The sequence below is a fragment of the Desulfuromonas versatilis genome (assembly GCF_019704135.1).
Lineage (GTDB): Bacteria > Desulfobacterota > Desulfuromonadia > Desulfuromonadales > NIT-T3 > Desulfuromonas_A > Desulfuromonas_A versatilis.
Genome location: NZ_AP024355.1, coordinates 2,836,202 through 2,860,996, shown reverse-complemented (window position 1 = coordinate 2,860,996; position 24,795 = coordinate 2,836,202). Strand labels below are relative to the sequence as shown.

General features: G+C 62.9%; 25 protein-coding genes. 22 read left to right on the top strand and 3 right to left on the bottom strand.

Annotated elements, in window-relative coordinates; translation table 11 throughout:
* Window positions 1–10 precede the first annotated feature (10 nt).
* The 8 genes from DESUT3_RS12925 (at window position 11) to ahcY (ending at window position 8,191) form a co-directional block, all read left to right on the top strand.
* Window positions 11–277 carry an HPr family phosphocarrier protein gene (locus DESUT3_RS12925; RefSeq protein WP_221248898.1) on the top strand — a complete coding sequence of 89 codons (267 nt, stop codon included), beginning with the start codon at window positions 11–13 and terminating at the stop codon, window positions 275–277.
* Window positions 255–2,042: a phosphoenolpyruvate--protein phosphotransferase gene (ptsP, locus tag DESUT3_RS12920; RefSeq protein WP_221248897.1), complete on the top strand. Its 1,788-nt coding sequence runs from the start codon at window positions 255–257 to the stop codon at window positions 2,040–2,042. The genes DESUT3_RS12925 and ptsP overlap by 23 nt, the downstream gene beginning before the upstream one ends.
* Window positions 2,043–2,164: 122 nt before the next feature.
* On the top strand, window positions 2,165–3,334 hold the full coding sequence (gene metK, locus DESUT3_RS12915) for a methionine adenosyltransferase (RefSeq protein WP_221248896.1): 1,170 nt from the start codon (window positions 2,165–2,167) through the stop codon (window positions 3,332–3,334).
* A gap of 98 nt (window positions 3,335–3,432) precedes the next feature.
* A complete protein-coding gene (locus DESUT3_RS12910; RefSeq protein ID WP_221248895.1) occupies window positions 3,433–4,521 on the top strand; it encodes a TIGR04283 family arsenosugar biosynthesis glycosyltransferase in 1,089 nt (362 codons plus the stop codon).
* A 44-nt stretch (window positions 4,522–4,565) separates the two neighbouring features.
* Window positions 4,566–4,976, top strand: a complete 411-nt coding sequence (locus tag DESUT3_RS12905; RefSeq protein WP_221248894.1) for a PaaI family thioesterase — start codon at window positions 4,566–4,568, stop codon at window positions 4,974–4,976.
* 73 nt (window positions 4,977–5,049) lie between these two features.
* Window positions 5,050–5,784, top strand: coding sequence for a hypothetical protein (locus tag DESUT3_RS12900; protein WP_225911503.1), 735 nt, complete (start codon window positions 5,050–5,052; stop codon window positions 5,782–5,784).
* A 130-nt stretch (window positions 5,785–5,914) separates the two neighbouring features.
* Complete coding sequence (locus tag DESUT3_RS12895) at window positions 5,915–6,847, top strand: ArsR/SmtB family transcription factor (protein ID WP_221248893.1); 933 nt, start codon at window positions 5,915–5,917, stop codon at window positions 6,845–6,847.
* Between the two features lie 39 nt (window positions 6,848–6,886).
* Window positions 6,887–8,191 (top strand): adenosylhomocysteinase, encoded by a 1,305-nt coding sequence (gene ahcY, locus DESUT3_RS12890; RefSeq protein ID WP_221248892.1) that lies wholly within the window; start codon window positions 6,887–6,889, stop codon window positions 8,189–8,191.
* A gap of 73 nt (window positions 8,192–8,264) precedes the next feature.
* On the opposite strand, the gene DESUT3_RS12885 is transcribed toward ahcY, so the two are convergent.
* From DESUT3_RS12885 to lptF, 3 genes are all read right to left on the bottom strand, one after another.
* Window positions 8,265–9,173 (bottom strand): IPT/TIG domain-containing protein, encoded by a 909-nt coding sequence (locus DESUT3_RS12885; RefSeq protein ID WP_221248891.1) that lies wholly within the window; start codon window positions 9,171–9,173, stop codon window positions 8,265–8,267.
* A gap of 64 nt (window positions 9,174–9,237) precedes the next feature.
* On the bottom strand, window positions 9,238–10,320 hold the full coding sequence (lptG, locus tag DESUT3_RS12880) for an LPS export ABC transporter permease LptG (protein ID WP_221248890.1): 1,083 nt from the start codon (window positions 10,318–10,320) through the stop codon (window positions 9,238–9,240).
* Window positions 10,317–11,504: an LPS export ABC transporter permease LptF gene (gene lptF, locus DESUT3_RS12875; RefSeq protein ID WP_221248889.1), complete on the bottom strand. Its 1,188-nt coding sequence runs from the start codon at window positions 11,502–11,504 to the stop codon at window positions 10,317–10,319. The genes lptG and lptF overlap by 4 nt, the downstream gene beginning before the upstream one ends.
* A gap of 207 nt (window positions 11,505–11,711) precedes the next feature.
* Here lptF and rpsB point away from each other — a divergent pair, with 207 nt between their 5' ends.
* The 14 genes from rpsB to ilvN all read left to right on the top strand — a co-directional run bounded on the left by rpsB (window position 11,712) and on the right by ilvN (window position 24,714).
* Window positions 11,712–12,494 (top strand): 30S ribosomal protein S2, encoded by a 783-nt coding sequence (gene rpsB / locus DESUT3_RS12870; RefSeq protein ID WP_221248888.1) that lies wholly within the window; start codon window positions 11,712–11,714, stop codon window positions 12,492–12,494.
* Window positions 12,495–12,656: 162 nt separating this feature from the next.
* On the top strand, window positions 12,657–13,574 hold the full coding sequence (gene tsf / locus DESUT3_RS12865; protein ID WP_221248887.1) for a translation elongation factor Ts: 918 nt from the start codon (window positions 12,657–12,659) through the stop codon (window positions 13,572–13,574).
* A 21-nt stretch (window positions 13,575–13,595) separates the two neighbouring features.
* Entirely contained in the window at window positions 13,596–14,321 is a 726-nt protein-coding gene (gene pyrH, locus DESUT3_RS12860) for a UMP kinase (protein WP_221248886.1), read from the top strand.
* Window positions 14,322–14,326: 5 nt separating this feature from the next.
* Window positions 14,327–14,884 (top strand): ribosome recycling factor, encoded by a 558-nt coding sequence (frr, locus tag DESUT3_RS12855; RefSeq protein ID WP_221248885.1) that lies wholly within the window; start codon window positions 14,327–14,329, stop codon window positions 14,882–14,884.
* 37 nt (window positions 14,885–14,921) lie between these two features.
* Entirely contained in the window at window positions 14,922–15,080 is a 159-nt protein-coding gene (locus DESUT3_RS12850) for a 4Fe-4S binding protein (protein ID WP_221248884.1), read from the top strand.
* Between the two features lie 136 nt (window positions 15,081–15,216).
* On the top strand, window positions 15,217–15,963 hold the full coding sequence (locus tag DESUT3_RS12845) for an isoprenyl transferase (protein WP_221248883.1): 747 nt from the start codon (window positions 15,217–15,219) through the stop codon (window positions 15,961–15,963).
* Complete coding sequence (locus tag DESUT3_RS12840) at window positions 15,929–16,762, top strand: phosphatidate cytidylyltransferase (RefSeq protein ID WP_318836032.1); 834 nt, start codon at window positions 15,929–15,931, stop codon at window positions 16,760–16,762. Before DESUT3_RS12845 ends, DESUT3_RS12840 begins: the two co-directional genes overlap by 35 nt.
* A 3-nt stretch (window positions 16,763–16,765) precedes the next feature.
* On the top strand, window positions 16,766–17,923 hold the full coding sequence (locus DESUT3_RS12835) for a 1-deoxy-D-xylulose-5-phosphate reductoisomerase (RefSeq protein WP_221248882.1): 1,158 nt from the start codon (window positions 16,766–16,768) through the stop codon (window positions 17,921–17,923).
* Window positions 17,924–17,934: 11 nt separating this feature from the next.
* Entirely contained in the window at window positions 17,935–19,266 is a 1,332-nt protein-coding gene (rseP, locus tag DESUT3_RS12830) for an RIP metalloprotease RseP (RefSeq protein ID WP_221248881.1), read from the top strand.
* Complete coding sequence (gene tsaB, locus DESUT3_RS12825; protein WP_221248880.1) at window positions 19,266–19,982, top strand: tRNA (adenosine(37)-N6)-threonylcarbamoyltransferase complex dimerization subunit type 1 TsaB; 717 nt, start codon at window positions 19,266–19,268, stop codon at window positions 19,980–19,982. Before rseP ends, tsaB begins: the two co-directional genes overlap by 1 nt.
* A 72-nt stretch (window positions 19,983–20,054) precedes the next feature.
* Window positions 20,055–20,276: a YdcH family protein gene (locus tag DESUT3_RS12820; RefSeq protein WP_221248879.1), complete on the top strand. Its 222-nt coding sequence runs from the start codon at window positions 20,055–20,057 to the stop codon at window positions 20,274–20,276.
* Window positions 20,277–20,571: 295 nt separating this feature from the next.
* On the top strand, window positions 20,572–22,416 hold the full coding sequence (gene ilvD / locus DESUT3_RS12815) for a dihydroxy-acid dehydratase (RefSeq protein WP_221248878.1): 1,845 nt from the start codon (window positions 20,572–20,574) through the stop codon (window positions 22,414–22,416).
* Window positions 22,417–22,477: 61 nt separating this feature from the next.
* Complete coding sequence (ilvB, locus tag DESUT3_RS12810; RefSeq protein ID WP_221248877.1) at window positions 22,478–24,175, top strand: biosynthetic-type acetolactate synthase large subunit; 1,698 nt, start codon at window positions 22,478–22,480, stop codon at window positions 24,173–24,175.
* 41 nt (window positions 24,176–24,216) lie between these two features.
* Entirely contained in the window at window positions 24,217–24,714 is a 498-nt protein-coding gene (ilvN, locus tag DESUT3_RS12805; RefSeq protein WP_221248876.1) for an acetolactate synthase small subunit, read from the top strand.
* The last annotated feature ends 81 nt before the right edge of the window (window positions 24,715–24,795 follow it).

The following is a 24,795-nucleotide window of genomic DNA, read 5'->3' as shown; positions in this document are numbered from 1 at the left end:
GCGAAGGGTTATGGAGAAAAAAGAGTTTATCATCAAAAATCGGCTCGGCCTGCACGCCAGGGCTGCCGCCCAGTTGGTGCAGACCGCTAATCGTTTCCGCTCCGACATCACCCTGGAGAAGGAGGGGGTGGAGGTCAATGGCAAGAGCATCATGGGCATATTGATGCTGGCTGCTCCCAAGGGGTCGAAGATACTGGTAACCATCAACGGGGAGGATGGCCCGGCGGCCATGAGTGCCATCGGGCAACTGATCGATGACGGATTCGGGGAAGAATAAAATACCCCTGGACACTTTCCTGATCGGCATCGGGGCCTCCCCCGGGATCAGCATCGGGGAGACCCACTCGGTCAATCGGGAGCGGGTGAGGGCGGTGGAGCGGCCGATTGCCGCCGAGGAAATCCCCTTCGAGGTCAACGCCTTTCTGGAGGCGGTGCAGCAGTCCAAAATGCAGCTCGAAGAGGTCAAGGCCGCCGTTTCCGACCGCCAGCTGGCCGAGCATCTCTATATTATCGATACCCATCTGCTGATCCTCGAGGACCAGATGCTGATCGACAGCACCCTGGAGCTGATCCGCAATGAGCAGATCAACGCCCAGGGGGCCCTCAAACGAACCTTGCGCCGCTTTCGCGAGGTGTTTGAGCGCATCGAGGACGAGTACCTGCGCGAGCGCGGGTCGGATATCGACTCCATTGGCGAGCGGCTTTTGCGCAACCTGCTGGGAGAGGGACAGCAGGCGATTGCCGGCCTCGACCGCAAGGTGGTGGTGGTCGCTCACGATCTTTCCCCCGCCGACACCATGCAGATGGAAAAAGAGCAGATCATCGGTTTTGTCACCGATGTCGGCGGCCGAACCTCCCATACCGCCATCCTGGCGCGCTCCATGGGGATTCCCGCGGTGATCGGCCTGGAGAACATCACCGCTCTGGTCAAGGAGCCGACCCCGGTGATCATCGACGGAAGCCACGGCACGGTGATTCTCAACCCCTCCGACGAGACGTTTCGTGAATACCTGAAAAAGAAACAGAATTACGACTACCTGGAGAAGGAACTGCTCAGCTATCGCGAACTCGCCTCGGAAACCCGGGACGGGCACCATGTCGCGCTGCGGGGCAACGTCGAACTGCCCGACGAGATCCCCCTGGTGCTGGCCCAGGGCGCCGAGGGCATCGGCCTGTTCCGCTCCGAGTTTTTGTTTCTCAACCGCAGGATTCCCCCCGGCGAGCAGGAGCAGTTTGAGGTTTACAAGGATATTCTGGAAAAAATGGCCCCCAACCCGGTGACCATCCGCACCCTGGATGTCGGCGGGGACAAGTTCGTGCCCGAGATCAACCTGGCCGACGAGGCCAACCCGGCCATGGGCCTGCGCGCGATCCGCTTCTCCCTCAAAGAGCGTCGCCTGTTCCACATCCAGTTGCGGGCCATTTTGCGGGCCTCGGCCTTCGGCCCCGCGCGCATTATGTTCCCGATGATTTCCGGGGTGGCCGAGTTGCGGGCCTGCCGTGAGTGTCTCGAAAAGGCACGGGCCGAGCTGGCTGCCGAAGGGGTAGCATTCGCCGCCGAGCTTCCGGTGGGGATCATGATCGAAACCCCCTCGGCCGCGCTGGTGGCGGACATGCTGGCGCAGGAGGCCGATTTCTTCTCCATCGGCACCAACGACCTGATCCAGTACTGCCTGGCGGTGGACCGCGGCAACGAACATGTCGCCTACCTCTACGAACCGATGCATCCGGGCATCTTGCGGGCCCTGCGGATGATCTGCCAGGCGGCCAGGGACAAAGGGATCCCGGTCGCCATGTGCGGCGAGATGGCCGGCGATCCCCTCTATCTGCTGGTGCTGCTGGGGCTGGGGATCGACGAGCTCTCCATGAATGCCCCGGGGATTCCGCGGGTGAAGAGGGTGCTGCGCCAGGTGACGCGGGAGGACGGAGAGCAGCTTTTGGCCCGTCTCTCGAGTCTGCCCACGGCGCAGGATGTCTCGCGCCTGCTCGAGGAGGAGATGGGCAAGCGTTTTCCCGAGTTGTTCGCTCCCATGCCGATTTGAGCATTTTCCGGCCGCTTTGTACCCAACCGTTTAAGGGCCGGTTAAGGGCTTGACAATTTCGAACAATTCCCCTTAAATTGCAACTTTGTTCAAAACCAACCCAGACAGGAGGATTCTGCTCCATGGCAATGACCGATTTTCTTTTCACGTCCGAGTCCGTAACCGAGGGGCATCCCGACAAAATCGCCGACCAGATTTCCGATGGCGTTCTCGACGCCATCCTCGCCCAGGACCCCAAGGCCCGGGTGGCCTGCGAAACCCTGGTGACCACCGGCATGGCCATGATCGCAGGCGAAATCACCACCACGGCTTACGTCGACATGCCGGGGATCGTCCGCCAGACCATCAAGGAGATTGGTTACGACGATTCCTCCATGGGTTTTGACTACGAAACCTGCGCCGTACTGACCTCCATCGATCGCCAGTCCCCCGACATCTCCATGGGCGTTACCGAAGGCGAGGGGATGTTCAAGGAGCAGGGCGCCGGCGACCAGGGCCTGATGTTCGGCTACGCCTGCAACGAGACCCCCGAGCTGATGCCGATGCCGATTACCTTCGCTCACAAGTTGACCAAGCGGCTCTCCGAGGTGCGCAAAAGCGGCCTGTTGCCGTTTCTGCGTCCCGACGGCAAATCTCAGGTCTCGATCCAGTACATCAACGACAAGCCGATCCGTGTCGATGCGGTGGTGGTATCCTCCCAGCACTCCCCGGAGGTGACCTACGAAACCCTCAAGGAGGGGATCGTCGAGGAAGTGGTCAGGAAGATCATCCCCGCCGAGCTGCTCGACGAGAAAACCAAGTACTTCATCAACCCCACCGGCCGCTTCGTGGTCGGCGGTCCCATGGGGGACTGCGGCCTGACCGGGCGCAAAATCATCGTCGACACCTACGGCGGTCAGGGTTCCCACGGCGGCGGCGCCTTCTCCGGCAAGGACCCCTCCAAGGTCGACCGCAGCGCCTCCTACATGGCCCGCTACGTCGCCAAGAACATCGTCGCCTCGGGGCTTGCCGACAAGTGCGAGGTTCAGGTGGCCTACGCCATCGGGGTCGCCGAGCCGGTCTCGGTCATGATCAACACCTTCGGCACCGGCAAGATCCCCTCCAACGACATCGCCCGGATCGCCCGCGAGGAGTTCGACATGCGCCCCGCCGCAATCATCAAGACCCTCGACCTGCTGCGGCCGATCTACCAGAAAACCGCTGCCTATGGCCACTTCGGGCGCGAGCTTCCCGAGTTCACCTGGGAGCGCACCGACCGGGCCGAGTCTCTGCGCAAGCGCGCCGGGCTCTAGGCCGCGATGATCCTGTCGCCATGCAAAAAAGCGGACCTGCAAGGGTCCGCTTTTTTGTTGGGCGCTTCGTTTCAACCTTCGTCGAACAATCGTCGTTTATGCTAGCTGCCGGTGCCTGCCCCGAACTTGCCGTCATCGTCCCGGTGCTCAACGAGTCCGCCGCCGTCGGGCCTTTTGTCGAGGCGCTCGCCGAACAGCGGGAGGTTCGCTTCGAGCTGATTTTCGCCGACGGGGGCTCCAGCGACGACACGCTGAAGAACATCAGCCGGCTCGCCGGCCGCTTCGACTTTCCCATTATCCTGCGCAGCTCTGCTGCCGGGCGCAGCCGCCAGCTCAACACCGCCGCGCAGGGGGTGCAGGCACCCTGGCTGCTGTTTCTGCATGTCGATTCCCGGTTTCCCGACCCGCTGGCCCTGCGGCGGGGGATCGATGCGCTGGGGGCGGCGATCGAGGCCCAGGGCCACCAGGGCGTTGCCGGGCATTTTGCCCTGCGCTTTTACGACCACGAGGGGCGGGCTCCTTTTGCCTATTACTATTACGAGACCAAGGCCCGTCTCGACCGGCCGGAATGCACCCATGGGGACCAGGGGTTTTTGCTGGCGAGGCGCTATTTCGCCGAAGTCGGCCCCTTTGACGAAACCCTGCCGATCATGGAGGACACCCGGCTGGCCGAACGGATCAGGCAGCGGGGGCGCTGGCTGTTGCTTCCGGCCGAGGTGGAGACTTCGTCCAGGCGCTTCGTCACCGAAGGACTTTTGGCCCGACAGGTCCTCAACGCCCTCATCATGAACTTCGCGGCCATCGGCTGGAGCGAGTTCTTCCGCGAGGCGGCGGCGATTTATCGGCGCCAGGACCAGGCCAGGGGGCTGGATCTGCTGCCTTTTCTCGATAAAATCCGCGAACTGCTGCGCGCCAAGGGCGTAGCGGAGCGCCTGCAGCTCTGGTGGCGGACCGGTGGCTATGTCCGGCGCCACGGATGGCAGTTGGCCCTGGCCTGGGATGCCTGGCGCAGTTTCCGCCGTTACATCCCCCCGGCGCAGGGGCCGCTGGCTGTGCTGAGGGTATTTGATCGCTGGTTTGACCGCCTGACCGACAATCCGGCGGGGCACCTGGGGGCAACCCTGCTGGTCTGGTGCTGGTTCAACGCCCTGTGGCTGCTCCTGCGGCTGCGCCGGGCGCAGCGCTGATTCACCCAGTCCCCTGGGCCGCTCTTGTCTTCGGAGGAGTCTGCATGAAACCTGCCACCCTGGAGTCCGGCAACGCTATCCCCCTGCTGCAAACCCTCGGCATCCGGCTGACGGAGATCGGCGATGCTTTCGCCGTCATGGAGGTGGAGGTGGGGCCGGCGCATCTGAACTATTTCGGCGGCGCCCACGGCGGTCTTATCGCCACCCTGGTCGATACGGTCTGTTTTTTCCCGCGGCCGTTGCTCCCCGCGGGGCGCAAGGTGACCACCACCAACCTCAACGTCAACTACGTGCGCGGCGCCGAGCCTGGAGAAAAACTCGTCGCCCGCTCGGAAATACTCCACCTGGGCCGGCGCACCGTGAGCCTGGCGGTGCGGGTGGTCAACGGGGAGGGGAGGCTGGTGGCCCACGGTACCGCGACGCTGCAGGTTATTTCGCCACCTGGGCAGGGCTGAGGGCTTGATGTTGTTGTTCGGCCTACCAGCTGTGGTAAAATATCAGCAAGAGTTTTCTTATACGGGGGTGTCTATGTCCAGAAAGTCTTGGTATCAGGTTCTGTTCGCAATGCTGGGCGCGCTTCTGCTGGTCGCGTGCACCACCTATACGAGCCAGGAGGTGCCCTTCAGGCCACCGGCAGCCTATCAGGGGATGCAGATGGCCGGAGGCGCCCAGGTCGCCGCCGAGCCCTTCGTTGACAAGAAGGCAGCCAAGCAGGCTTTCGGCTTCGACATTCGGGGCGCCGGGTTGTTGCCCGTGCAGATCGTGATCGACAACGCCGGCAAACACGCGCTCGAGATCGTTCCCAGTCAAACCTTCCTGATCGATGCCCAGGGCAACTACTGGAATCTGCTCGACAGCCGGACGGCTTACAGCCGGGTGGAGAGCAGTTCCGAGTTCGGAACCATCGGCAAGGGGGCCGGCAAGGGGGCCACCCTCGGGGCCGCCGGCGGTGCCCTGATCGGTGCGGCCATTGGCATTCTGGCCGGGGAAAATGTCGGCGATGCTGCGATGAAGGGGGCGGCGGCCGGTGTGGCCGGTGGCGCGATCATCGGTGGTGCCAATGCGGCCAGCTCCGAGGAGACAGGCCGGCAGATTTCCCGGGACCTGGCCAACAAGCAACTGGAAAACCGAGCCATCCAACCGGGGACCCTCGCCCGGGGGTTCCTCTTCTTCCCGGGGGAAGCTCCCTCCGCGGTTCAGTTGCGCCTGCAGCTCGTGGAAAAAAACACCGGTGTCCTGCACAACCTGATGCTCGCGATGTAGTCGGGAGCTGCGCCTGAAGCGGCAGGGGGCGGATCGAAACGATCCGCCCCTTTTTTGTCCCTTGACCAGCCAGGGTCGATATGTTAAATCAGGAAAAGTTGATTTAGTAATCTTCGCGGACCTGATTTATATGCTCGCAACCCTGAAAGCTCTCGCCGACCCCACCCGCATGCGGTTGATCGCCCTGCTCTCGCAGGGGGAACTGACCGTCCAGGACCTGACCGTGGTCCTGGGCATGGGCCAGTCGCGGATATCGCGCCATCTCAAGATCCTGGTCGGGGCCGGCATCCTCTCGGTCAAACGCCAGGGGACCTGGGGGTATTACCGGGTGAACGGCGCCGAGGGGCTGTTCGGTGAAATCTGGCCGAGCCTGCAGCGGCGCCAGGCGGGCCTGCCTGAGCACCGGCGGGACATGGCCGAGCTCGCCCGGCTGCTCGAGGAGCAGCGCAACCGCAGCCAGCGTTTCTTTGATCAGCATGCCCGGGACTGGGACGAGCTGGCCGGGAAGATCTTGCCGGTGGCCGATTATCGCAATCAGTTGGTTGCCATGGTCGAACCGGGCCGGGTCGTTCTCGAGGTGGGGGTAGGCAGCGGCGCCCTGCTGGCGGCCCTGGCATCCAGGGCGGGGCGGCTGATCGGCGTCGACCATTCGCCGGCCATGCTGCGCGAGGCCCGAGAGCGGCTGGCCGGCGCGGGGCTCGCTTCCATCGACCTGCGGCTTGGCGAAATGGATCATCTCCCCCTGTCGGATGGGGAGGTTGACGTGGTGCTGCTGAACATGGTGTTTCACCATGCTCTTCAGCCCCAGACGGTGCTGTGCGAACTCAACAGGGTGCTTGCCCCTGGCGGCCGGCTGCTGGTTGCCGACCTGCAGCGCCACGAGCTCGAATGGGTCCGCGAGCGGCTGGCCGATCAGTGGCTCGGTTTCGAGCAAAAAGAGCTGCAAGGGTGGCTGAGCGCCACGGGGTTCACGGTGCAGGACTATCAGGCGCTCGTCGGGCAGCCCGGCGAGCAGGGGGCATTCATCCTTAGCGCGGCGAGGGCCGCCGCGGCCGTTGATTGAACAGAACCGCCATTAACCTTCAAGGAGTGGAAAAACATCATGGAAGCTAGCATCACCCAGGACGACTTCAAGGTAAAGGACCTTGCACTGGCCAAATGGGGCCGCCAGGAGATCGAGATCGCCGAGACCGAAATGCCGGGGCTGATGGCCCTGCGCGAGGAGTTCGGCGCCAGTCGGCCGCTGCAGGGGGCGCGCATCGCCGGCTGCCTGCACATGACCATCCAGACTGCCGTGCTCATCGAGACCCTGATCCACCTCGGCGCCGAGGTGCGCTGGAGTTCCTGCAACATCTTCTCCACCCAGGACCATGCCGCCGCGGCCATCGCCAAGGCCGGCATCCCGGTGTTCGCCTGGAAGGGCGAGACCGAGGATGAGTACTGGTGGTGCGTCGAGCAGACCATCCAGGGGCCGGGGGGCTGGACCCCCAACATGCTGCTGGATGACGGCGGCGACCTGACCCAGGTGATGCACGAGAAGTACCCCGAACTGATGAAGGAGGTCCGCGGCCTGTCCGAGGAGACCACCACCGGTGTGCACCGGCTCTACCAGATGGCCAAGGCCGGCACCCTGAAGTGCCCCGCCTTCAACGTCAACGACTCGGTCACCAAGAGCAAGTTTGACAACCTCTACGGCTGCCGCGAGTCGCTTGCCGACGGCATCAAGCGGGCTACCGACGTCATGGTGGCCGGCAAAGTCGTGGTCGTCGCCGGCTACGGGGACGTCGGCAAGGGCTGCGCCCAGGCCATGCGCGGGCTCGGCGCCCGGGTGCTGATCACCGAGATCGACCCGATCATCGCCCTGCAGGCCGCCATGGAAGGTTACCAGGTGACCACGATGGAAGAGGCCGCCGCCCTCGGCGACATCTTCGTCACCACCACCGGCTGCCGCGACGTCATCACCCGCCCGCACATGGAGGCCATGAAGGATCAGGCCATCGTCTGCAACATCGGTCACTTCGACCTGGAGATCGACATCGCCAGCATCCGCAACCTCGAATGGGTCAACATCAAACCCCAGGTCGACCACGTGGTGTTCCCGGACGGCAAGAAGATCATCGTGCTCGCCGAAGGCCGCCTGGTCAATCTCGGCTGCGCCACCGGGCACCCCTCCTTCGTCATGTCGGCCTCCTTCACCAACCAGGTGATCGCCCAGATCGAACTGTGGGGCAACGCCGGCGATTATGAGAACAAGGTGTACGTGCTGCCCAAGCTGCTCGATGAGAAGGTGGCCCGGTTGCACCTGGACAAGCTGGGCGTGAAGCTTACCCAACTGACCGCCAAGCAGGCCGACTACCTCGGCATCCCGGTGGAAGGGCCGTACAAGCCCGAATTCTATCGCTACTGATCCAGGTTATCGCGATACCCAAACAAAAAGCCCCGCCTTGCAAGCGGGGCTTTTTGTTTCACCGCACCTGGTATCAGGGAAGCGAGGCCTGATATGGAGAGCTTTTTTTCCCGTCGGGGTTGATCACCTGCAGCACCAGGGGCTTGGGCTGGGTGCTGTAGGGGTAGCGGTAGTAGATCAAGGTGTTGCAGTCGACGTAGAAGACGTTGTCGGCCTGGGCTCTGGCGTAGCCGGTTTCCTGGCCCGAGCTTCGCCCCTGGGCGATGATGGTGCGCTGGCGCGGCGGCAGGTCGGAAAAGCCCGCCTGGTATTCGTTGACCACCAGGGTCGAGTTGTAGAAGAAATTTTTCCCCCGGATGACCAACTCGTAGTAGTTGACGTACTCAGTCCCCTGGTCCACGCTCTGGATCTCGGGGATGTCGTTGAACCACAGCGAGTGGGGCAGGGACTGGGCACCGCCGGGGTTGACCACCTGCACACCATAAATTCCGGCCTCCAGGGGCGGGGCGGTAAAGGCGATGGTGCCGCCGCCGGCGGTGGAGTAGGGGAGCGCCGAGCCGTTGAGCAGCAGGGTCGCACCCGGCAGAAAGTCGTCCAATTCCACGCTCACCCGCCGTTCGGCCTCGGAGGAGCAGGCATCGATGTTGCTCGGCGAAAGGGAGAGGATGCGGGGCGTCGGTTCCACCACCCGCAGGGTGAAGGACTGCTGACTGAACTCCTCGCCGTCGCGCAGGAAAAGGGCGTATTCGCCGGGCTCCATGGGGGGTACGCTGAAAACCAGCTGGCCGGGCCCCCCCTGGCCGGGAACGATTTCCCGGTCGCCGAGCACAACCCTGGTGCCGGTGGTGAAGGGGCCGCCGGTGATGGTGACGGCGCCGGCGGCGGAAACGGTCGTGGGTCGAACCGAAGTGAGGGTCGGCGGCGCAGCGAAGGCCGGCTGCAGAAAAAGCCCCAGCAAAAGCAGTGTGATGAGAGTTCGCATTGATCCCCCGCGGAGGGTTCCTCCTGTAATTAAAGCACAGGCCCTGCTGAAAACAAGGTGAAGGTCAGCTCCGGGTCCTGAGCAGCAGCCAGAACCCCAGCAGGGCGAACAGCAGGTTGGCCGACCAGGCCGCGATCAGCGGCGGCAGGATGTTGGAGTAGCCGAAGGCGAGCAGGGTGGCCTGGAGGATGAAGTAGGCGATGCCGATGGCCACGCTGATGGTCACCCCCATGGCCAGGCTCGCCCCGCGACCCTTCTGCAGGGCGAAGGGGATGCCGAGAAAGGCCATGATCAGGCAGGCAAAGGGGGTGGCGAGGCGGCTGTGCATGTCGACCAGGTAGCGGGTGTTGTCGTATCCTTCGGCCTTGAGGCGCCCGGCCAGTTCGCGCAGCTGGCGAAACCCGAGTTCCTCGTTTTTCTCGGTGGTGACCTGGAAGTCCTCGGGGGTCTTGCTCAGAACCAATGGGCGCGAGGGGAGCTTGTCCAGCCCGTGCTGGCCGCCGTTGCCCGGTTCGAACCGACGCTCGGTGACGTTTTCGAGGGTCCAGGTGCCGTTCTGGAAGATGGCACTGGCAGCGGAGACGCGTTTTTTCAGCCTGAAGTTCTCATCCAGGTCGAAGATGCTCACCCCCTGCAGTGCCTGGCTGGCGGGAAGCGCCTGGCGTACATTGATGATGGCCTGGCCCTCGCGGAACCAGACCCGGTCCTTGGTCAAGGCGAGGTCGGATTTGCCTTTGACCTCGGTGCGCAGGATGTGATTGGTCTTTTTTACGCTTAAGGGAACTACGTATTCGTTGACCGCCATTACCGCCAGGGTGGTAAGCAGAGCCGCGCCCAGCAGAGGGGCGCTGATCCGCACCAGGCTCAATCCCCCCGCTCTCATGGCGGTCAGCTCGTTGCTGCTGGAAAAGCCTCCCAGGGTCAGGAATACCCCCATGAGCACCGCCAGGGGGGTGACCTGGGCCACGATCAGGGGGATTTTGTTCGAGAAGTACAACAGGTAGAGCGACGGCCTGGCCTGGTGAGAGATGAAGTTGTCGACCTTTTCAAAGAAATCCACCAGCAGATAGATGCCGACGAAGGCCGCCAGGGCGAGGAGAAAGATCCGCCCGTAGGTGGAAAGTATATAGCGGTTGAGCAGGGTCACGGACGCCTCCGCTCTATTCTCAACTGCCGCAGCAAGCGGATGGGCCCCTGGGTGAACAGTTCAAAAAAACGCAGCCTCCGCTCCAGCGCGGTCTGTCGGAGCAGGTAAAGTCCCCCGGTCAGAAACAGCAGGTTGGGCAGCCACATGGTGACCGCCGGCGGCAGCCCACCTTCATCGGCCAGGGTTTCGGCGAAGGAGAACATCACGTAGTAGCCGAGGAAGACGACCAGCCCCATGGCAAATCCCCCGCCGCGCCCCGAGCGCTGGGTCTGGATTCCCAGGGGGACGCCGACCAGGGCGAAAATAATGGGGGCAAAGGGCAGAACCAGCCTTTTCTGCAATTCGACCTGGAGGGTGCGGCGCTGGTCCGGGTCATCGATTTTGGCGATGGACTGGTTCAATTCCCCGAGGGTAAGCTCCTTCGGTTTTTTGGGGCGCTCGGTCGGCTCCAGCTCCTGCCCCATGTTGAGGTTGACGTCATAGGTGTTGAACTCGATGACCTGGTAGGCGTCCTGGCCCCCGGATTTGGGCTGCCGGTGAACCGCCCCGTTCTCCAGTCGCATGGTGAGGGTGAGCGCCTGGGAGTCCGAGATGATTCTACCCCGCTGGGCGAGAATGACCGAGGGAGAACTGCCGACCCGCTCGTCGGAAATGAAAACCCCGCCCATGGTGCTGCTGCGGTCGTCGATGGTTTGGGCATAGATCACCAGCCCGTCGAATTCGTCGTTGAAAACCTGGGGCAGCAACCCCACGCTGGCCCTGCTCGAGGCAATCTGGAACACCTGGCTGCGAAAGGCGGCATTGCCGACCGGCTCGACAAACAAGGTAAGTGCCCCCGTCGCCAGACTGGCCGCAAAGGCGATAGCCAACACCGGTCGCATCATCTGGTAGAGACTGATCCCCGATGATTTCATGGCAATGATTTCGCTGTCCCCCGACAGGCGACCGAAACCGAGCAGGACCCCCAGCAGAAAGGCCAGGGGAATGGTGATAACCAGAAAGGCGGGGAGCAGGCAGGCAAACAGCAGCGCGATGTCGGCAAACGGCACGCCCTTGTTGATGACCATCTCAACAAGCTTGAGGATGCGCCCCATGAGCAGCACGAAGGTAAAGATCAGCAGCCCGAGAATGGCAGGAACAGTGACTTCCCGGGCAATGTAGCGGTAGACGCGATAGGCGGACATGACCCGGAATCTTAGACTAGTTGCCCGGGGTTGTAAACCGGTTTGAGGGTGATTTTTCCCTTGCCATGACCAGGGTCGCATGGTATACACACCCGTTGTTCAAAACACACGCTCCCCGATCCGTACGGAGGGTCCCCGGGCATGGTGCCCGAGGCTCCGGCGGGCGTGAAGGGGGCGGAGGAAACCGAACCGGAAAAGGAGTACCAAATGGCACAGATCACCATGAAACAACTGCTGGAGGCCGGGGTGCATTTCGGCCACCAGACCAAGCGCTGGAACCCCAAGATGAAGCCCTACATCTTCGGGGCCCGCAACGGCATTTACATCATCGACCTGCAGAAGACGGTGCGTTACTTCAAAAACGCCTACACCTTCCTCAAGGAGGTCGTCGAGGGCGGCGAGAAGATCCTTTTCGTCGGCACCAAGAAGCAGGCCCAGGACGCCATCATGGAGGAGACCCTCCGCGCCGGGCAGTTCTATGTGAACAACCGTTGGCTGGGTGGCATGCTGACCAACTTCTCCACCATCAAAGCCAGCATCGACCGGCTGAAGAAGATCGAAGCCATGGCCCAGGACGGCACCTACGAACTGGTGACCAAGAAAGAGGCGCTGCAGTTCGAGCGCGAGCGGGCCAAGCTGGAAAAGAGCCTTGGCGGTATCAAGGGCATGACCAAGCTGCCCGGGGCCATCTTCGTCATCGACCCGAAGAAGGAGGCGATTGCCGTCAAGGAAGCCCGCAAGCTGGGGATTCCCGTGGTGGCCGTGGTCGACACCAACTGCGACCCGGACGAAATCGACTTCATCATCCCCGGCAACGACGACGCCATCCGCGCCATCCGCCTGTTCGCTTCGCGCATGGCCGATGCCTGCATCGAAGGGGGGCAGTCCCGTGAAACCGCCCTGCGCAGCGACGCCGAAGGCGGCGAAACCGCTGCCGAGGCCGAAGCTGTCGCCGAGCCGGCTGCTGAAGCTCCTTCCGCCGAAGCCTGATCGCAGCGCAAATCCACAAAATGGGGTGACCGGCCGGCGCCGGTCACCCTTTCTCCTAAATGCGGCGGCCCAAATGGGTTGCCGGGAACGTGACGTCCGCCTGGTCGGGCGGAATCTCAACTAACTGATCGGGTTTTACCCGTAACCATAGAGGAGGTAAACGTGGCAAACATTACCGCATCAATGGTCGCCGAACTTCGCGCCAAGACCGGTGCCGGCATGATGGATTGCAAGAAAGCCCTTGGCGAAACCGGCGGCAACCTCGAAGAGGCCATCGACTTCCTGCGCAAAAAAGGCCTCTCGGCCGCTGCCAAGAAAGCCGACCGCGTCGCCGCCGAAGGGATGGTCGTGGCAGCCGGCGAAGGCAGCTTCGGCGTGGTTGTCGAGGTCAATGCCGAGACCGACTTCGTGGCCAAGAACGAAGCCTTCCAGCAGTTCGCCGCCGGCGTTGCCGAAGCTGTTCTTAAGGCAGCTCCCGCAGACATCGAGGCGCTCGGCGCCGTCGACTTTCCCGGTACCGGCCGCACCGTCAGCGAAGAGCTGACCCACCAGATCGCCACCATCGGCGAAAACATGAACATCCGCCGCTTTGCCCGCTTCGCCGCAGAGCCCGGGGTGGTCGCCTCCTACATTCACGGTGCCGGCAAAATCGGGGTGCTGGTCGAGCTGGCCACCGCCAAGGCCGACGACGAGCGCGTTGTCGCCCTTGCCCGGCAACTGGCCATGCACGTGGCGGCCGCCAACCCCCAGTACCTCAAGCGCGAAGAGGTTCCCTCCGAGGTTCTCGATCGCGAGAAGGACATCATGCGGGTCAAGGCCAAGGAGAGTGGCAAGCCCGACAACATCATCGAAAAGATTCTCGAAGGACAGGTCAACAAGTTCTTCGGCGAGATCTGTCTGCTTGAGCAGGCCTATGTGATCGATCCCGACCAGAAGGTCAACAAGGTTGTCGCCGCCCTCGCCAAGGAAATTGGCGCCGAGGTTGCCCTGACCCGCTTCTGCCGCTTCCAGTTGGGCGAGGGGATCGAAAAGAAAGCCGATGACTTCGCCTCCGAGGTTGCCGCGCTGAGCACGAAATAACCTTTTCCCGGGGAGACGTCCATGGCAGAGGCCAAGCCAAGATATCAGCGGATTCTGCTCAAGCTCAGCGGGGAGGCCCTCGCCGGTCAGCAGGGGTACGGCATCGACCCCGAGGTAATCGCCAACATCGCCTCCGAGATCAAGGAGGTGGTTGGTCTGGGGGTGCAGGTCGCCCTGGTCATCGGCGGCGGCAACATCTTCCGGGGGGTAGCTGCGGCTTCCCGCGGCATGGACCGGGCAAGCGCCGATTATATGGGGATGCTGGCCACGGTCATGAACAGCCTCGCCCTGCAGGATTCCCTGGAGAAGGTGGGGGTTGTGACCCGGGTCCAGTCGGCCATCGAAATGCAGGAAGTGGCCGAGCCGTATATCCGCAGGCGGGCCGTTCGGCACCTGGAGAAGGGCCGCGTGGTCATCTTCGGCGCCGGCACCGGCAACCCCTACTTCACCACCGATACCGCCGCCAGCCTGCGGGCGATGGAGATCGGCGCCGAGGTGATTCTCAAGGCGACCAAGGTTGACGGGGTCTACAGCGCCGATCCGGCCAAGGTGAAGGATGCGGTCAAGTATCCCAGCCTGACCTACCTGGACGTGCTCAAAAAGGGACTGCAGGTGATGGATGCCACGGCGACCTCCCTGTGCATGGACAACAATCTTCCCATTGTCGTGTTCGATCTGACCTCCACGGGCAACATCAAGAAAGTGGTGCTCGGCGAGTCGATCGGTACGGTTGTCAAAGGAGAGTGACCGCCATGTATGCAGACGTCATCAAGAGGACCCGCACCGGGATGAGCAAGTCCGTGGATGCCCTGAAGAAGGACTTTACCAAGGTCCGCACCGGGCGCGCCTCCACCACCCTGCTCGACGAGGTGAGGGTCGATTATTACGGGACGCCCACCCCGCTTAACCAGGTGGGGACGCTGAGCGTGCCCGAACCCCGGCTGATCACCATTCAGCCCTGGGAGAAGAACCTCATCCCCGAAATCGAAAAAGCGATTCTCAAGTCGGACTTGGGGCTCAATCCCTCCTCCGACGGCCAGTTGATCCGTATCATCATCCCTGCGCTCACCGAGGAGCGGCGCAAGGAAATGGTCAAGCTGATCAAACGCATGGGTGAGGATGCCAAGATCGCGGTGCGCAACGCCCGGCGTGACGGTAACGAAACCATGAAAAAGCTCGAGAAGGACAAGGAAATTTCCGAGGACGAACTCAAGCGCGGCGAAAAAGAGATTCAGGAGCTGACCGACGAGTTCGTCAAGAAGATCGACGAGGCCATTGCGGCCAAGGAGAAGGAGGTCATGGAAATCTGAACGATTTCCCGGGCCAATACAACAAAGGAGAGTAGCTATGAAGATCAATGACGAATGCATCGCCTGCGGAACCTGCGTGGACGCCTGCCCGGTGGGCGCCATCGTTGAATCCGGCGACAAGTACGCCATCAATGACGACTGCACCGATTGCGCAGCCTGCGTGGACAGCTGCCCGGTCAACGCCATCATCGAATAATGTAGCGACCGCGGGGCGCCGGCGACGGCGCCCCGTGCTTTTCCCCCTCCCGCGCATCCCTTCTTGCCTGAACCGATGTTTTCGTGCTAGGTTAGGCTCCTTAAAAATCAGCCCGACCAAGCGAGAACCATCCTGCATGCGTATTCCACGACACCTGGCCATCATCATGGACGGCAACGGCCGCTGGGCCGAGATTCGTCAAATGCCCCGCATCGCCGGGCACCAGCGCGGCGTGGAGGCGGTGCAGACCATCGTCGAGGAATGCCGCAGCCTGGGGGTTGAATATCTCACCCTGTACGCCTTCAGTTCGGAGAACTGGGGGCGCCCCGACGACGAGGTGAACGCCCTGATGGGGCTGCTCGGCCATTATCTGCGCTCCGAGCTGGAGACCATGCTCCGCCAGCGCATCCGGCTCAACGTCATCGGTGACATCCGCCGGCTCCCCCGGGAAGTCGCCCAGGTGCTCAAGGACACCGTGGCCCGCACCGCTGAAAACCGTGAAATGGTTTTGACCCTGGCGCTTTCCTACGGGGCCAGGGACGAGATCCTGCGGGCGGTGCGCCACCTGGGGGCCGAGATGCTGGCAGGGCGGCTGGTACCCGAGCAGGTTGACGACCGGGTATTTTCCGGCGCTCTCGACACCAGGGATATCCCCGACCCCGATCTGCTGATTCGCACCAGCGGAGAGATGCGGGTCAGCAATTTTCTGCTCTGGCAGCTGGCCTACACCGAACTCTACTTTACCGATTCGCTGTGGCCCGACTTCGGCATCGAGGACCTGCACCAGGCGCTGGGCGAATTCGGCCACCGGCAGAGGCGCTTCGGGTTGACCGGCGCTCAGCTCAAGGATTCCGCCGATTCAGAAGGGGAGGCCGATCATTAAACAGCGAATCATTACGGCGCTCATCCTCCTGCCGCTGCTGATCGGGTTTATCGGCTACGCCAATGCGACCTGGTTCGCCCTGCTGATCGCCGGGGCCTGCGGGTTGGCCCTGGTGGAGTTTTATGCCATGAGCCTTGCCGCCGAGCGCTCCGGCGAACGGGCCCTGGCCATCGGGACAGGCGTCCTGCTGCCGCTGTGCTGCCTGGCCGGCGCCCAAGCCATCCCCGCGGCCCTGACCCTGGTGGTGCTGCTGTTCGCCACCCTGTTCCTGTTTCGTTTTGGTGATCTTGCCAAGGTGGTGCAGCATCTGTCCCTGGTGCTGCTCGGCTACCTGTATATCCCCGTGCTGCTCAGCCACATGGTTCTTCTGCGCGAACTCCCCTATGGCCGGGAGTGGATTTTTCTGGTCCTGGTGGTGGTGATGGCCGGCGATACCAGCGCGTATTTCACGGGGATCAACTTTGGTCGGCGCAAACTCTATCCGGCGATCAGTCCCAACAAGAGCGTGGAGGGAGCCCTGGGGGGGCTTGCCGGGAGCGTGTTTGGTGCGGCGCTGGCCAGTGCAGCCTTTCTTCCTGTGCTCTCGTGGCTCGATTGCCTGGTGGTGGGTCTGGGCCTGGGAGCGCTCGGCCAGGTGGGGGACCTTTTCGAATCCATGCTCAAGCGCAGCTTCGGGGTGAAGGACTCCGGTCGCATGATCCCCGGTCATGGCGGGATTCTTGACCGGCTCGACAGCCTGTTGTTCGCTTTTCCGGCCGCTTATTACTTTGCCCTGCTGAAATTCGCGGGGCAGGGATAGTCTATGAAAAATCTTGCCATTCTCGGCTCCACCGGTTCCATCGGGGTGAGCGCCCTGGAGATCGTCGCTGCCTACCCTGATCGCTACCGCGTGCTCTCGCTCACCGCGGGGAGCAATCTGACGCGACTCGAAGAGCAGATCCGCCGGTTCCGCCCGCTGCTCGTCGCGGTGGTCGACCCGGCCGACGCCGCCACCTTGCGGCAGCGGCTCGGCACAGAGGCGCCCGAGATCCTCTGTGGGGTTGAAGGGATGATCGCCTGTGCCTCCCTTTCCGGGGTGGATATGGTGCTCTCCGCCATCGTCGGGGCTGCGGGCCTGGTGCCAACCATGGCGGCCATCGAAGCCGGCAAGGACATCGCGCTGGCCAACAAGGAGACCCTGGTTACCGCCGGGCCGCTGGTGATGGAGGCGGTGGCCCGCAAGGGGGTCAGCCTGTACCCCGTCGACAGTGAGCACTCGGCCATCTTCCAGTCTCTCGAAGGGCACCGGCGCAGCGATGTCCGGCGCCTGATCCTGACCGCATCCGGAGGGCCGTTTCGCAACCACTCGCTGGCCCAGTTGAAGGGCGTGACTCCCGGTGATGCCCTGAATCACCCCAACTGGAGCATGGGGCGCAAGATCTCCATCGATTCCGCCACCATGATGAACAAGGGGCTCGAGGTGATCGAGGCCCGCTGGCTCTTCGACCTGCCGGCCGAGCGGATCGCCGTGCACATCCATCCGCAAAGCATCGTTCACTCCATGGTCGAGTATCTTGATGGTTCGGTGATCGCCCAGCTGGGGATCCCGGACATGAAGACGCCGATCGCCTATGCGCTCAGCTATCCGGAACGGCTGCCCCTGAACCTGCCGCCGCTGGATCTTTGCTCGCTGGGGTCGTTGACCTTCGAGACACCCGATCCGGCCCGCTTCGCCTGCCTGAGCCTGGCCTACGAGGCCCTGCGGGAAGGGGGCTCGGCCCCCGCCGTGCTCAATGCCGCCAACGAGGTGGCGGTTGAGGCGTTTCTCAACGGCCAGATCGCTTTCCTCGACATCCCGGTAATCATCCGGGCTACCCTCGACAGCCATCCGGGCGAGCCGCTGAGCCACATCGACGGATATCTGCGGGCCGATCGACAGGCCCGCCAGTCAGCCCGCCGGATAATCGCCGCCGCCCATTGACCGGAGGATTCATGGTGACCCTGATCGCTGGCATTATCATGCTTGGCATCCTGGTTTTCGTACACGAGTTCGGACACTTCTGCGTTGCCAAAATGGCTGGCGTGAAGGTCCTCAAGTTCTCCCTCGGCTTCGGCCCCCGGCTGGTTTCGAAAAAATGGGGGGAAACCGAGTACATGATCTGCGCCATTCCCCTCGGGGGCTATGTGCAGATGCTAGGCGAGGGGGGCGGGGAGGAGGGTGAAGAGGCCCCTTTAAGCCCCGAGGAGTTGGAGCGTTCTTTTGCCAACAAACCGGTCTCCCGGCGCACCGCCATCATCGCCGCAGGCCCCTTCATGAACCTGCTGCTGCCGTTTCTGGTGCTGCCGGTTGCCTACCTGGTCGGCGTCAACTTGCCGGCTTACCTCGATCGTTCCCCCTGTATCGGACATGTCGTGGCTGGCACTGACGGTGCGCGCGCGGGGTTTGAGCCCGGCGACTGCCTGGTCAGCATAAACGGCGACGAGGTGGCGACCTGGTCGGCTACCAACAATGCCATCATCTCCCATGCCGGATCGCCCCTGGATATCGAAGTCGCCCGGGGGGGCAGCCTGACCCGGCTGGTCATGACTCCCGAGGATGGTGGCGTCGAAGGGCTGCAGTCCCTCGGTCTGCTGCCCCGCCAGGATGCGGTGGTGGGCGGGCTCGCTCCCGGGATGCCGGCGCAGGAAGCCGGCCTGGCCGTCGGCGACCGGATCGTCGCCATTGCCGATCGGCCCATCGAGTCCTGGTACGACCTCAAGGTGAATATCCAGGAACTGGGCGCCGAGCCGCAGGCTTTTGTGGTTGAGCGGGGAGGTGAGCTCCTGGAACTCACCATCACGCCCGTGCGCGAAGAGGCCGACGGGGCCGATTACCTGATCGGCATAGCTCCCCATCAGGATACTGTTTTCAAAAGGTTCGGCCTGGTGGATGCCATCCGGGCCGGGGCCGAAAGGGCGCTGGAGCTGATCGAACTGACCCTGGTCTTCATTCAGAAGCTGTTTGCCGGCCATGTGTCCGCCAAGAATATCGGCGGTCCGATCACCGTGGTGCAGATTGCCGGCCAGGCTGCCCAGACCGACCTGTCCAGCGTTCTTACCATCCTGGCATTTCTCAGTATTCAGCTGGGCATCCTCAACCTGCTGCCGATACCGATCCTCGACGGGGGACACCTGTTCTTTAACCTGTTCGAGCTGGTGCTGCGCCGCCCCCTGTCCCTGCGGGCCCGGGAGATCGCTCAGCAGATCGGTCTGATCCTGTTGCTGTTGCTCATGGGCCTGGCCTTCTACAACGATATCGTCCGGCTGTTTTTCGGGGGGCAGTGATGGACGCCACCCTTCTGACCCTGGACACTTCGACCCAGGCGGGAAGTGTCGCCCTGACCCGCGGGCGCAAGCTGCTCGGCGAGATCCTGCTCAACGTCAAGGCCAACCACACCGACAGGCTTCTGGCCACGGTGCGGCAGCTGCTCGGTGATGCCGGCGTCGAGCTGGGCGAGATCGACGGGTTCGGCGTGGTTCTCGGCCCCGGATCCTTCACCGGCCTCCGGGTCGGGTTGGCAACGGTCAAGGGGCTGGCCCTGGCCTGCGCCAAACCGGTTCTGGGCGTCTCTTCGCTGCGCAGCCTGGCCGTGCAGGCACCCTTCGCCCGGCATCCGGTCTGCACCCTGCTCGATGCCCGCAAAGGCGAGGTCTACGCAGGTCTTTACGGCGGGGCCGGGGGGCGCATGGAGCCCTTGATGGACGAGAGCGTCCTGCCGCCGGAGAAACTGCTTTCCCGGCTGGAGGGGGAGACGGTGTTCATCGGCGACGGTGCGGTCGTTTATCAGACGCTCATCGTTCGGCAGCTGGGTTCGCGTGCCCACTTCGTCCCCTGGCCGCTCAACCTGCCCCGCGCCTCGAGCGCCGCGGCCCTTGCTCTCGAGGAGCTGGAGGCAGGGCGGAGCATTCCCCTGGAGCAGCTTCGCCCCGCTTACATCCGCCCCTCAGAGGCCGAAATCATGTGGGCCAGAAGGCAGGAAGAGGCCTCGATTGAAGGTTGACATCGGCATACCCATCCGCTATCTTAAAATGGCGTTTCCACTCCCTTTTTAACTTTGTCAAGGAGGTGCTCGATGGATGAGAAAGATCAGGCGCTTGTGGAGCAACTGTTCGACAGCAACGCCCGTTTCAGGATGCTCTACGAGGAACACCATTTACTTGAGAAAGAACTGGAACAGCTGGACGAGAAAACCTTCCTGACCCCGGAAGAGGAAGTGGAACGAAAAAAAGTGCAGAAACTCAAACTCGCCGGCAAGGACGAGATGGAACGCATGATGCGACAGTTCCGGCAGTAGCCGGATTGGAGATAGGGTTGCGAAAGGGTTTGGGTGGTTTGCCCGGACCCTTTCCTGTATCAGGGGGAGTTTGCCCGGGTTGAAAAAAACATCGTCGGGGCCAAACCTAGCTGCTCCGGGCTTTGGCAACAAACACTCCCGCAGATAGAAAGGCTCACCCCGCCGGTCGGCGACCTCGGCCGGCACCTGAATCCGTTTGAAAAAACACGCGCCGGCTGCCTGTCCCGCAGGCAGCCGGCGATTTAATCCCCGCAGAGAGGGGAATTGATGCAGAAAGGGACAGAAGGCGAATTCCATGGCTAAGTACCGCTCGAGCACCACTACCCAGGGCAAGAACATGGCCGGAGCCAGGGCGCTCTGGCGCGCCACCGGCATGCAGACCGAAGATTTCGGCAAGCCGATCATCGCGGTGGTCAATTCCTTTACCCAGTTCGTCCCGGGGCATGTCCATCTCAAGGATCTCGGCCAGCTGGTCGCCGGTGAAATCGCCAAGGCCGGGGGCATCGCCAAAGAATTCAACACCATGGCCATCTGCGACGGCATCGCCATGGGCCATGGGGGGATGCTCTACAGCCTGCCCTCCCGGGAGCTCATCGCAGACACCGTCGAATACATGGTCAATGCGCATTGTGCCGACGCCTTGGTTTGCATCTCCAACTGCGACAAGGTCACCCCCGGGATGCTGATGGCCGCCATGCGCCTCAATATCCCGGCGGTGTTCGTCAGCGGCGGCCCCATGGAGGCCGGCAAGGCGACCATCGCCGGCAAAGCCGTGGCCCTGGACCTGGTCGATGCCATGGTCGCGGCGGCCTCCCCGGGCATCAGCGACCAGCAGGTCGGCGAGTACGAGCGCAGCGCCTGCCCGACTTGCGGCTCCTGCTCGGGGATGTTTACCGCCAATTCCATGAACTGTCTCACCGAGGCTCTCGGCTTCAGTCTGCCGGGCAACGGCAGCCTGGTCGCCACCCACGCCGATCGCCGCGCACTGTTCGTCGAGGCCGGTCAGCGTATCGTCGAGCTTTGCCGGCGGTTCTACCAGCAGGACGACGCCTCGGTGCTACCTCGCTCCATCGCCAACTTCAAGGCCTTCGAAAACGCCATGCGTCTCGATATCGCCATGGGCGGCTCCACCAACACCGTGCTGCACCTGCTTGCCGTGGCGCGCGAAGGCGAAGTGGCCTTCAGCATGCGCGACATGAACCGGCTCTCCCTGGATACGCCCCACCTCTGCAAGGTGGCGCCTTCGGTGGCGCATTTTCACATGGAAGATGTGCATCGCGCCGGTGGGGTTTTCGGCATCCTGGCCGAACTCGATCGCGGCGGGTTGATCCATCGCGACGTGCCCACGGTGCACAGCGCCAGCATGGGCGAGGCCATCGCCCGCTGGGATGTGCGCTCCACCGGCGCAGAGGAGGCCAAGAAGCGCTATAGCGCCGCTCCCGGCAACCGGCCGACCCTCGAGCCCTTTTCCCAGGAGACCCGCTGGTCCCTGGATCTCGACCGGGAGAACGGCTGCATCCGTGACTTGGAGCATGCCTACAGCAAGGACGGCGGCCTGGCCGTTCTTTACGGAAACCTGGCCCCCGACGGCTGCATCGTCAAGACCGCCGGGGTGGACGAGTCGATTTGGACGTTCTCCGGTCCGGCCCGGATCTTCGAAAGCCAGGAGGCGGCGGTCGAGGGGATTCTGGGGGATCAGGTCAAGGCCGGCGACGTCGTGCTTATCCGCTACGAGGGGCCCAAGGGGGGGCCGGGCATGCAGGAGATGCTCTACCCCACCAGCTATCTCAAGTCCAAGGGGCTAGGCAAGGCCTGCGCCCTGGTGACCGACGGCCGGTTCTCCGGCGGCACCTCGGGCCTCTCCATCGGCCACGTATCGCCCGAAGCGGCTCAGAAAGGGGCCATCGGCCTGGTCCGCGAAGGGGATATGATCCAGATCGACATTCCGGCGCGGAGCATCCGGGTGGAGCTGAGCGAGGCCGAACTGCAGAAGCGCCGTGAACAGATGGACGCCGGCGGCGACAAGGCCTGGAAGCCGGTCGACCGCCAACGCGCGGTCAGTCCGGCGCTGCGCGCCTACGCGGCCCTGACCACCAGCGCGGCCGATGGGGCCGTGCGGGACGTTTCCCAGCTGGGTTGAGAACCGGGCAAGTATCCATTGCGCAGCTATTTAGTGCTTGTTTCCTGGAGGAGAGTGCTTCTTGAAAATGACCGGATCGAAAATTCTGCTCGAATGCTTGCGGCTCGAAGGGGTGGAGACCGTGTTCGGCTACCCCGGGGGGGCGGTCATCAATATCTATGATGACCTGGTGGATTCGCCCATTCGGCATATCCTCACCCGCCATGAGCAGGCCGCCGTTCATGCCGCCGATGGCTATTCGCGAGCCACCGGCAAGGTCGGGGTGGTGATCGCCACCAGCGGGCCGGGTGCCACCAATACCGTCACCGGGATCGCCACCGCCTACATGGATTCGATTCCCATGGTGGTGGTCACCGGGCAGGTGCCCACGCCGCTGATCGGCAACGATGCCTTCCAGGAGGTGGATATCATCGGCATCACCCGCTCGATCACCAAGCACAATTTTCTGGTCAAGGACATCAAGGACCTGGCCCGCATCGTCAAGGAGGCCTTCTACATCGCCCGCACCGGGCGTCCCGGCCCGGTGCTGATCGACCTGCCCAAGGACGTCCAGGTCTCCACCACCAAATTCGTCTACCCGGACACCGTCGAGTTGCGCGGCTACAAACCGACCTACAGCGGCAATGTGCGGCAGGTCGAAAAGGCGGTGCAGATGATCCTCAAGGCGCGCAAGCCGGTGATTTACGTCGGCGGCGGCGCTTCGCTGGCCGATGCGACCGGGGAGCTGAAAAATCTGGCCGAGGCCATCCAGGCTCCGGTGACCACGACGCTCATGGGCATGTCAGCCTTTCCCAGGCGGCATCCGCTGTCCCTGGGGATGCTGGGGATGCACGGGACCTACTACGCCAACATGGCGGTGACCGAGTCGGATCTTCTGATCGCCATCGGGGCGCGTTTCGATGACCGGGTGACGGGCAAGATCGCCACTTTCGCTCCCCATGCCAAGATCATCCACGTCGATATCGACCCCACCTCGATCAAAAAGAACGTCCGGGTCGACCTGCCGATCGTCGGCGACCTGAAAGAGGTGCTGCACCGCCTGGTGCTCAAGCTTGCCGAATCCGCCGACGAGGTCGACGAACAGGTCCGGGAAACCGAGTCCTGGCGCCGGGAGATCGATGACTGGAAGCAGCAGCACCCCATGTTCTACAAGGCCTCCGATACGGTCATCAAGCCGCAGTTCGTCATCGAAAAAATCCGCGAGCTGACCCAAGACGATGCCGTCATCACCACCGAGGTCGGCCAGCACCAGATGTGGACCGCCCAGTTTTTCGCTTTCAGCCATCCCCGGACTTTTCTTTCGTCCGGAGGGCTCGGCACCATGGGGTACGGGCTGCCCGCGGCACTGGGGGCCCAGGTCGGCTGCCCGGGCCGGCAGGTCATCGACATCTCCGGGGACGGCTCCTTTCAGATGAACTCCCAGGAAATCGCCACCCTGGTTCAGCACCGGTTGCCGGTCAAGATCGCCATCCTCAACAACAATTTTCTCGGCATGGTCCGCCAGTGGCAGCAGATGTTCTTCGACAAGCGCTACAGCCAGACCTGCATGGAGCTGCCCATCGATTTCGTCAAGCTGGCCGAGGCCTACGGCGCCACCGGCCTGCGGGCCACCAGCCCCGACGAGGTCGAAGAGGTCATCCGCAAGGCCCTGGACACCCCTGGCCCGGTGATCATGGAGTTCAAGGTCGCCCGGGAGGAGAACGTCATGCCGATGGTTCCCGCCGGGGCCGGGCTCAATGAAATGGTTCTTGCATCCTAACGGCTTGGAATATTTGAAAATTTTCGGAGGAGATTGGTTTCATGCGCCATACCATCACAGTGTTGGTTGAAAACGAGTTCGGAGTCCTGACCCGGGTGGCCGGCCTTTTTTCGGGTCGGGGCTTCAATATCGAGAGCCTTTCAGTCGCCCCGACCCTGGACCCCACCATTTCCAGGATGACCATCGTCACCAGCGGGGACGACCAGGTCCTCGAGCAGATCAACAAGCAGCTCAATAAATTGATCTCCACCATCAAGGTCATCGATTTCACGGGGCAGGATTACGTCGAACGGGAAATGGCCATGATCAAAGTCACCGCGACGGAAAAGACCCGGGCCGAGGTGCTGCGCATCGCCGATATCTTCCGGGCCAAGGTGGTGGATGTGACCCCCCGCACCTACACCATCGAAATCACCGGGGCACCTTCCAAGCTCGAGGCAATCATCGAGCTGCTTCGGCCCATGGGAATCAAGGAGCTGGTGCGCTCCGGGCCGATCGTTCTCGGCCGGGGCTCGAAAGGGTGGAAGGGGACCGAATGAGTTTTAACCGGCTCCAAGCCGGTTTTTTTCGAAGCGCAGGAACCTCGACGGGCCGCCAAAAGGTCATTGGCAGGCGGAGGT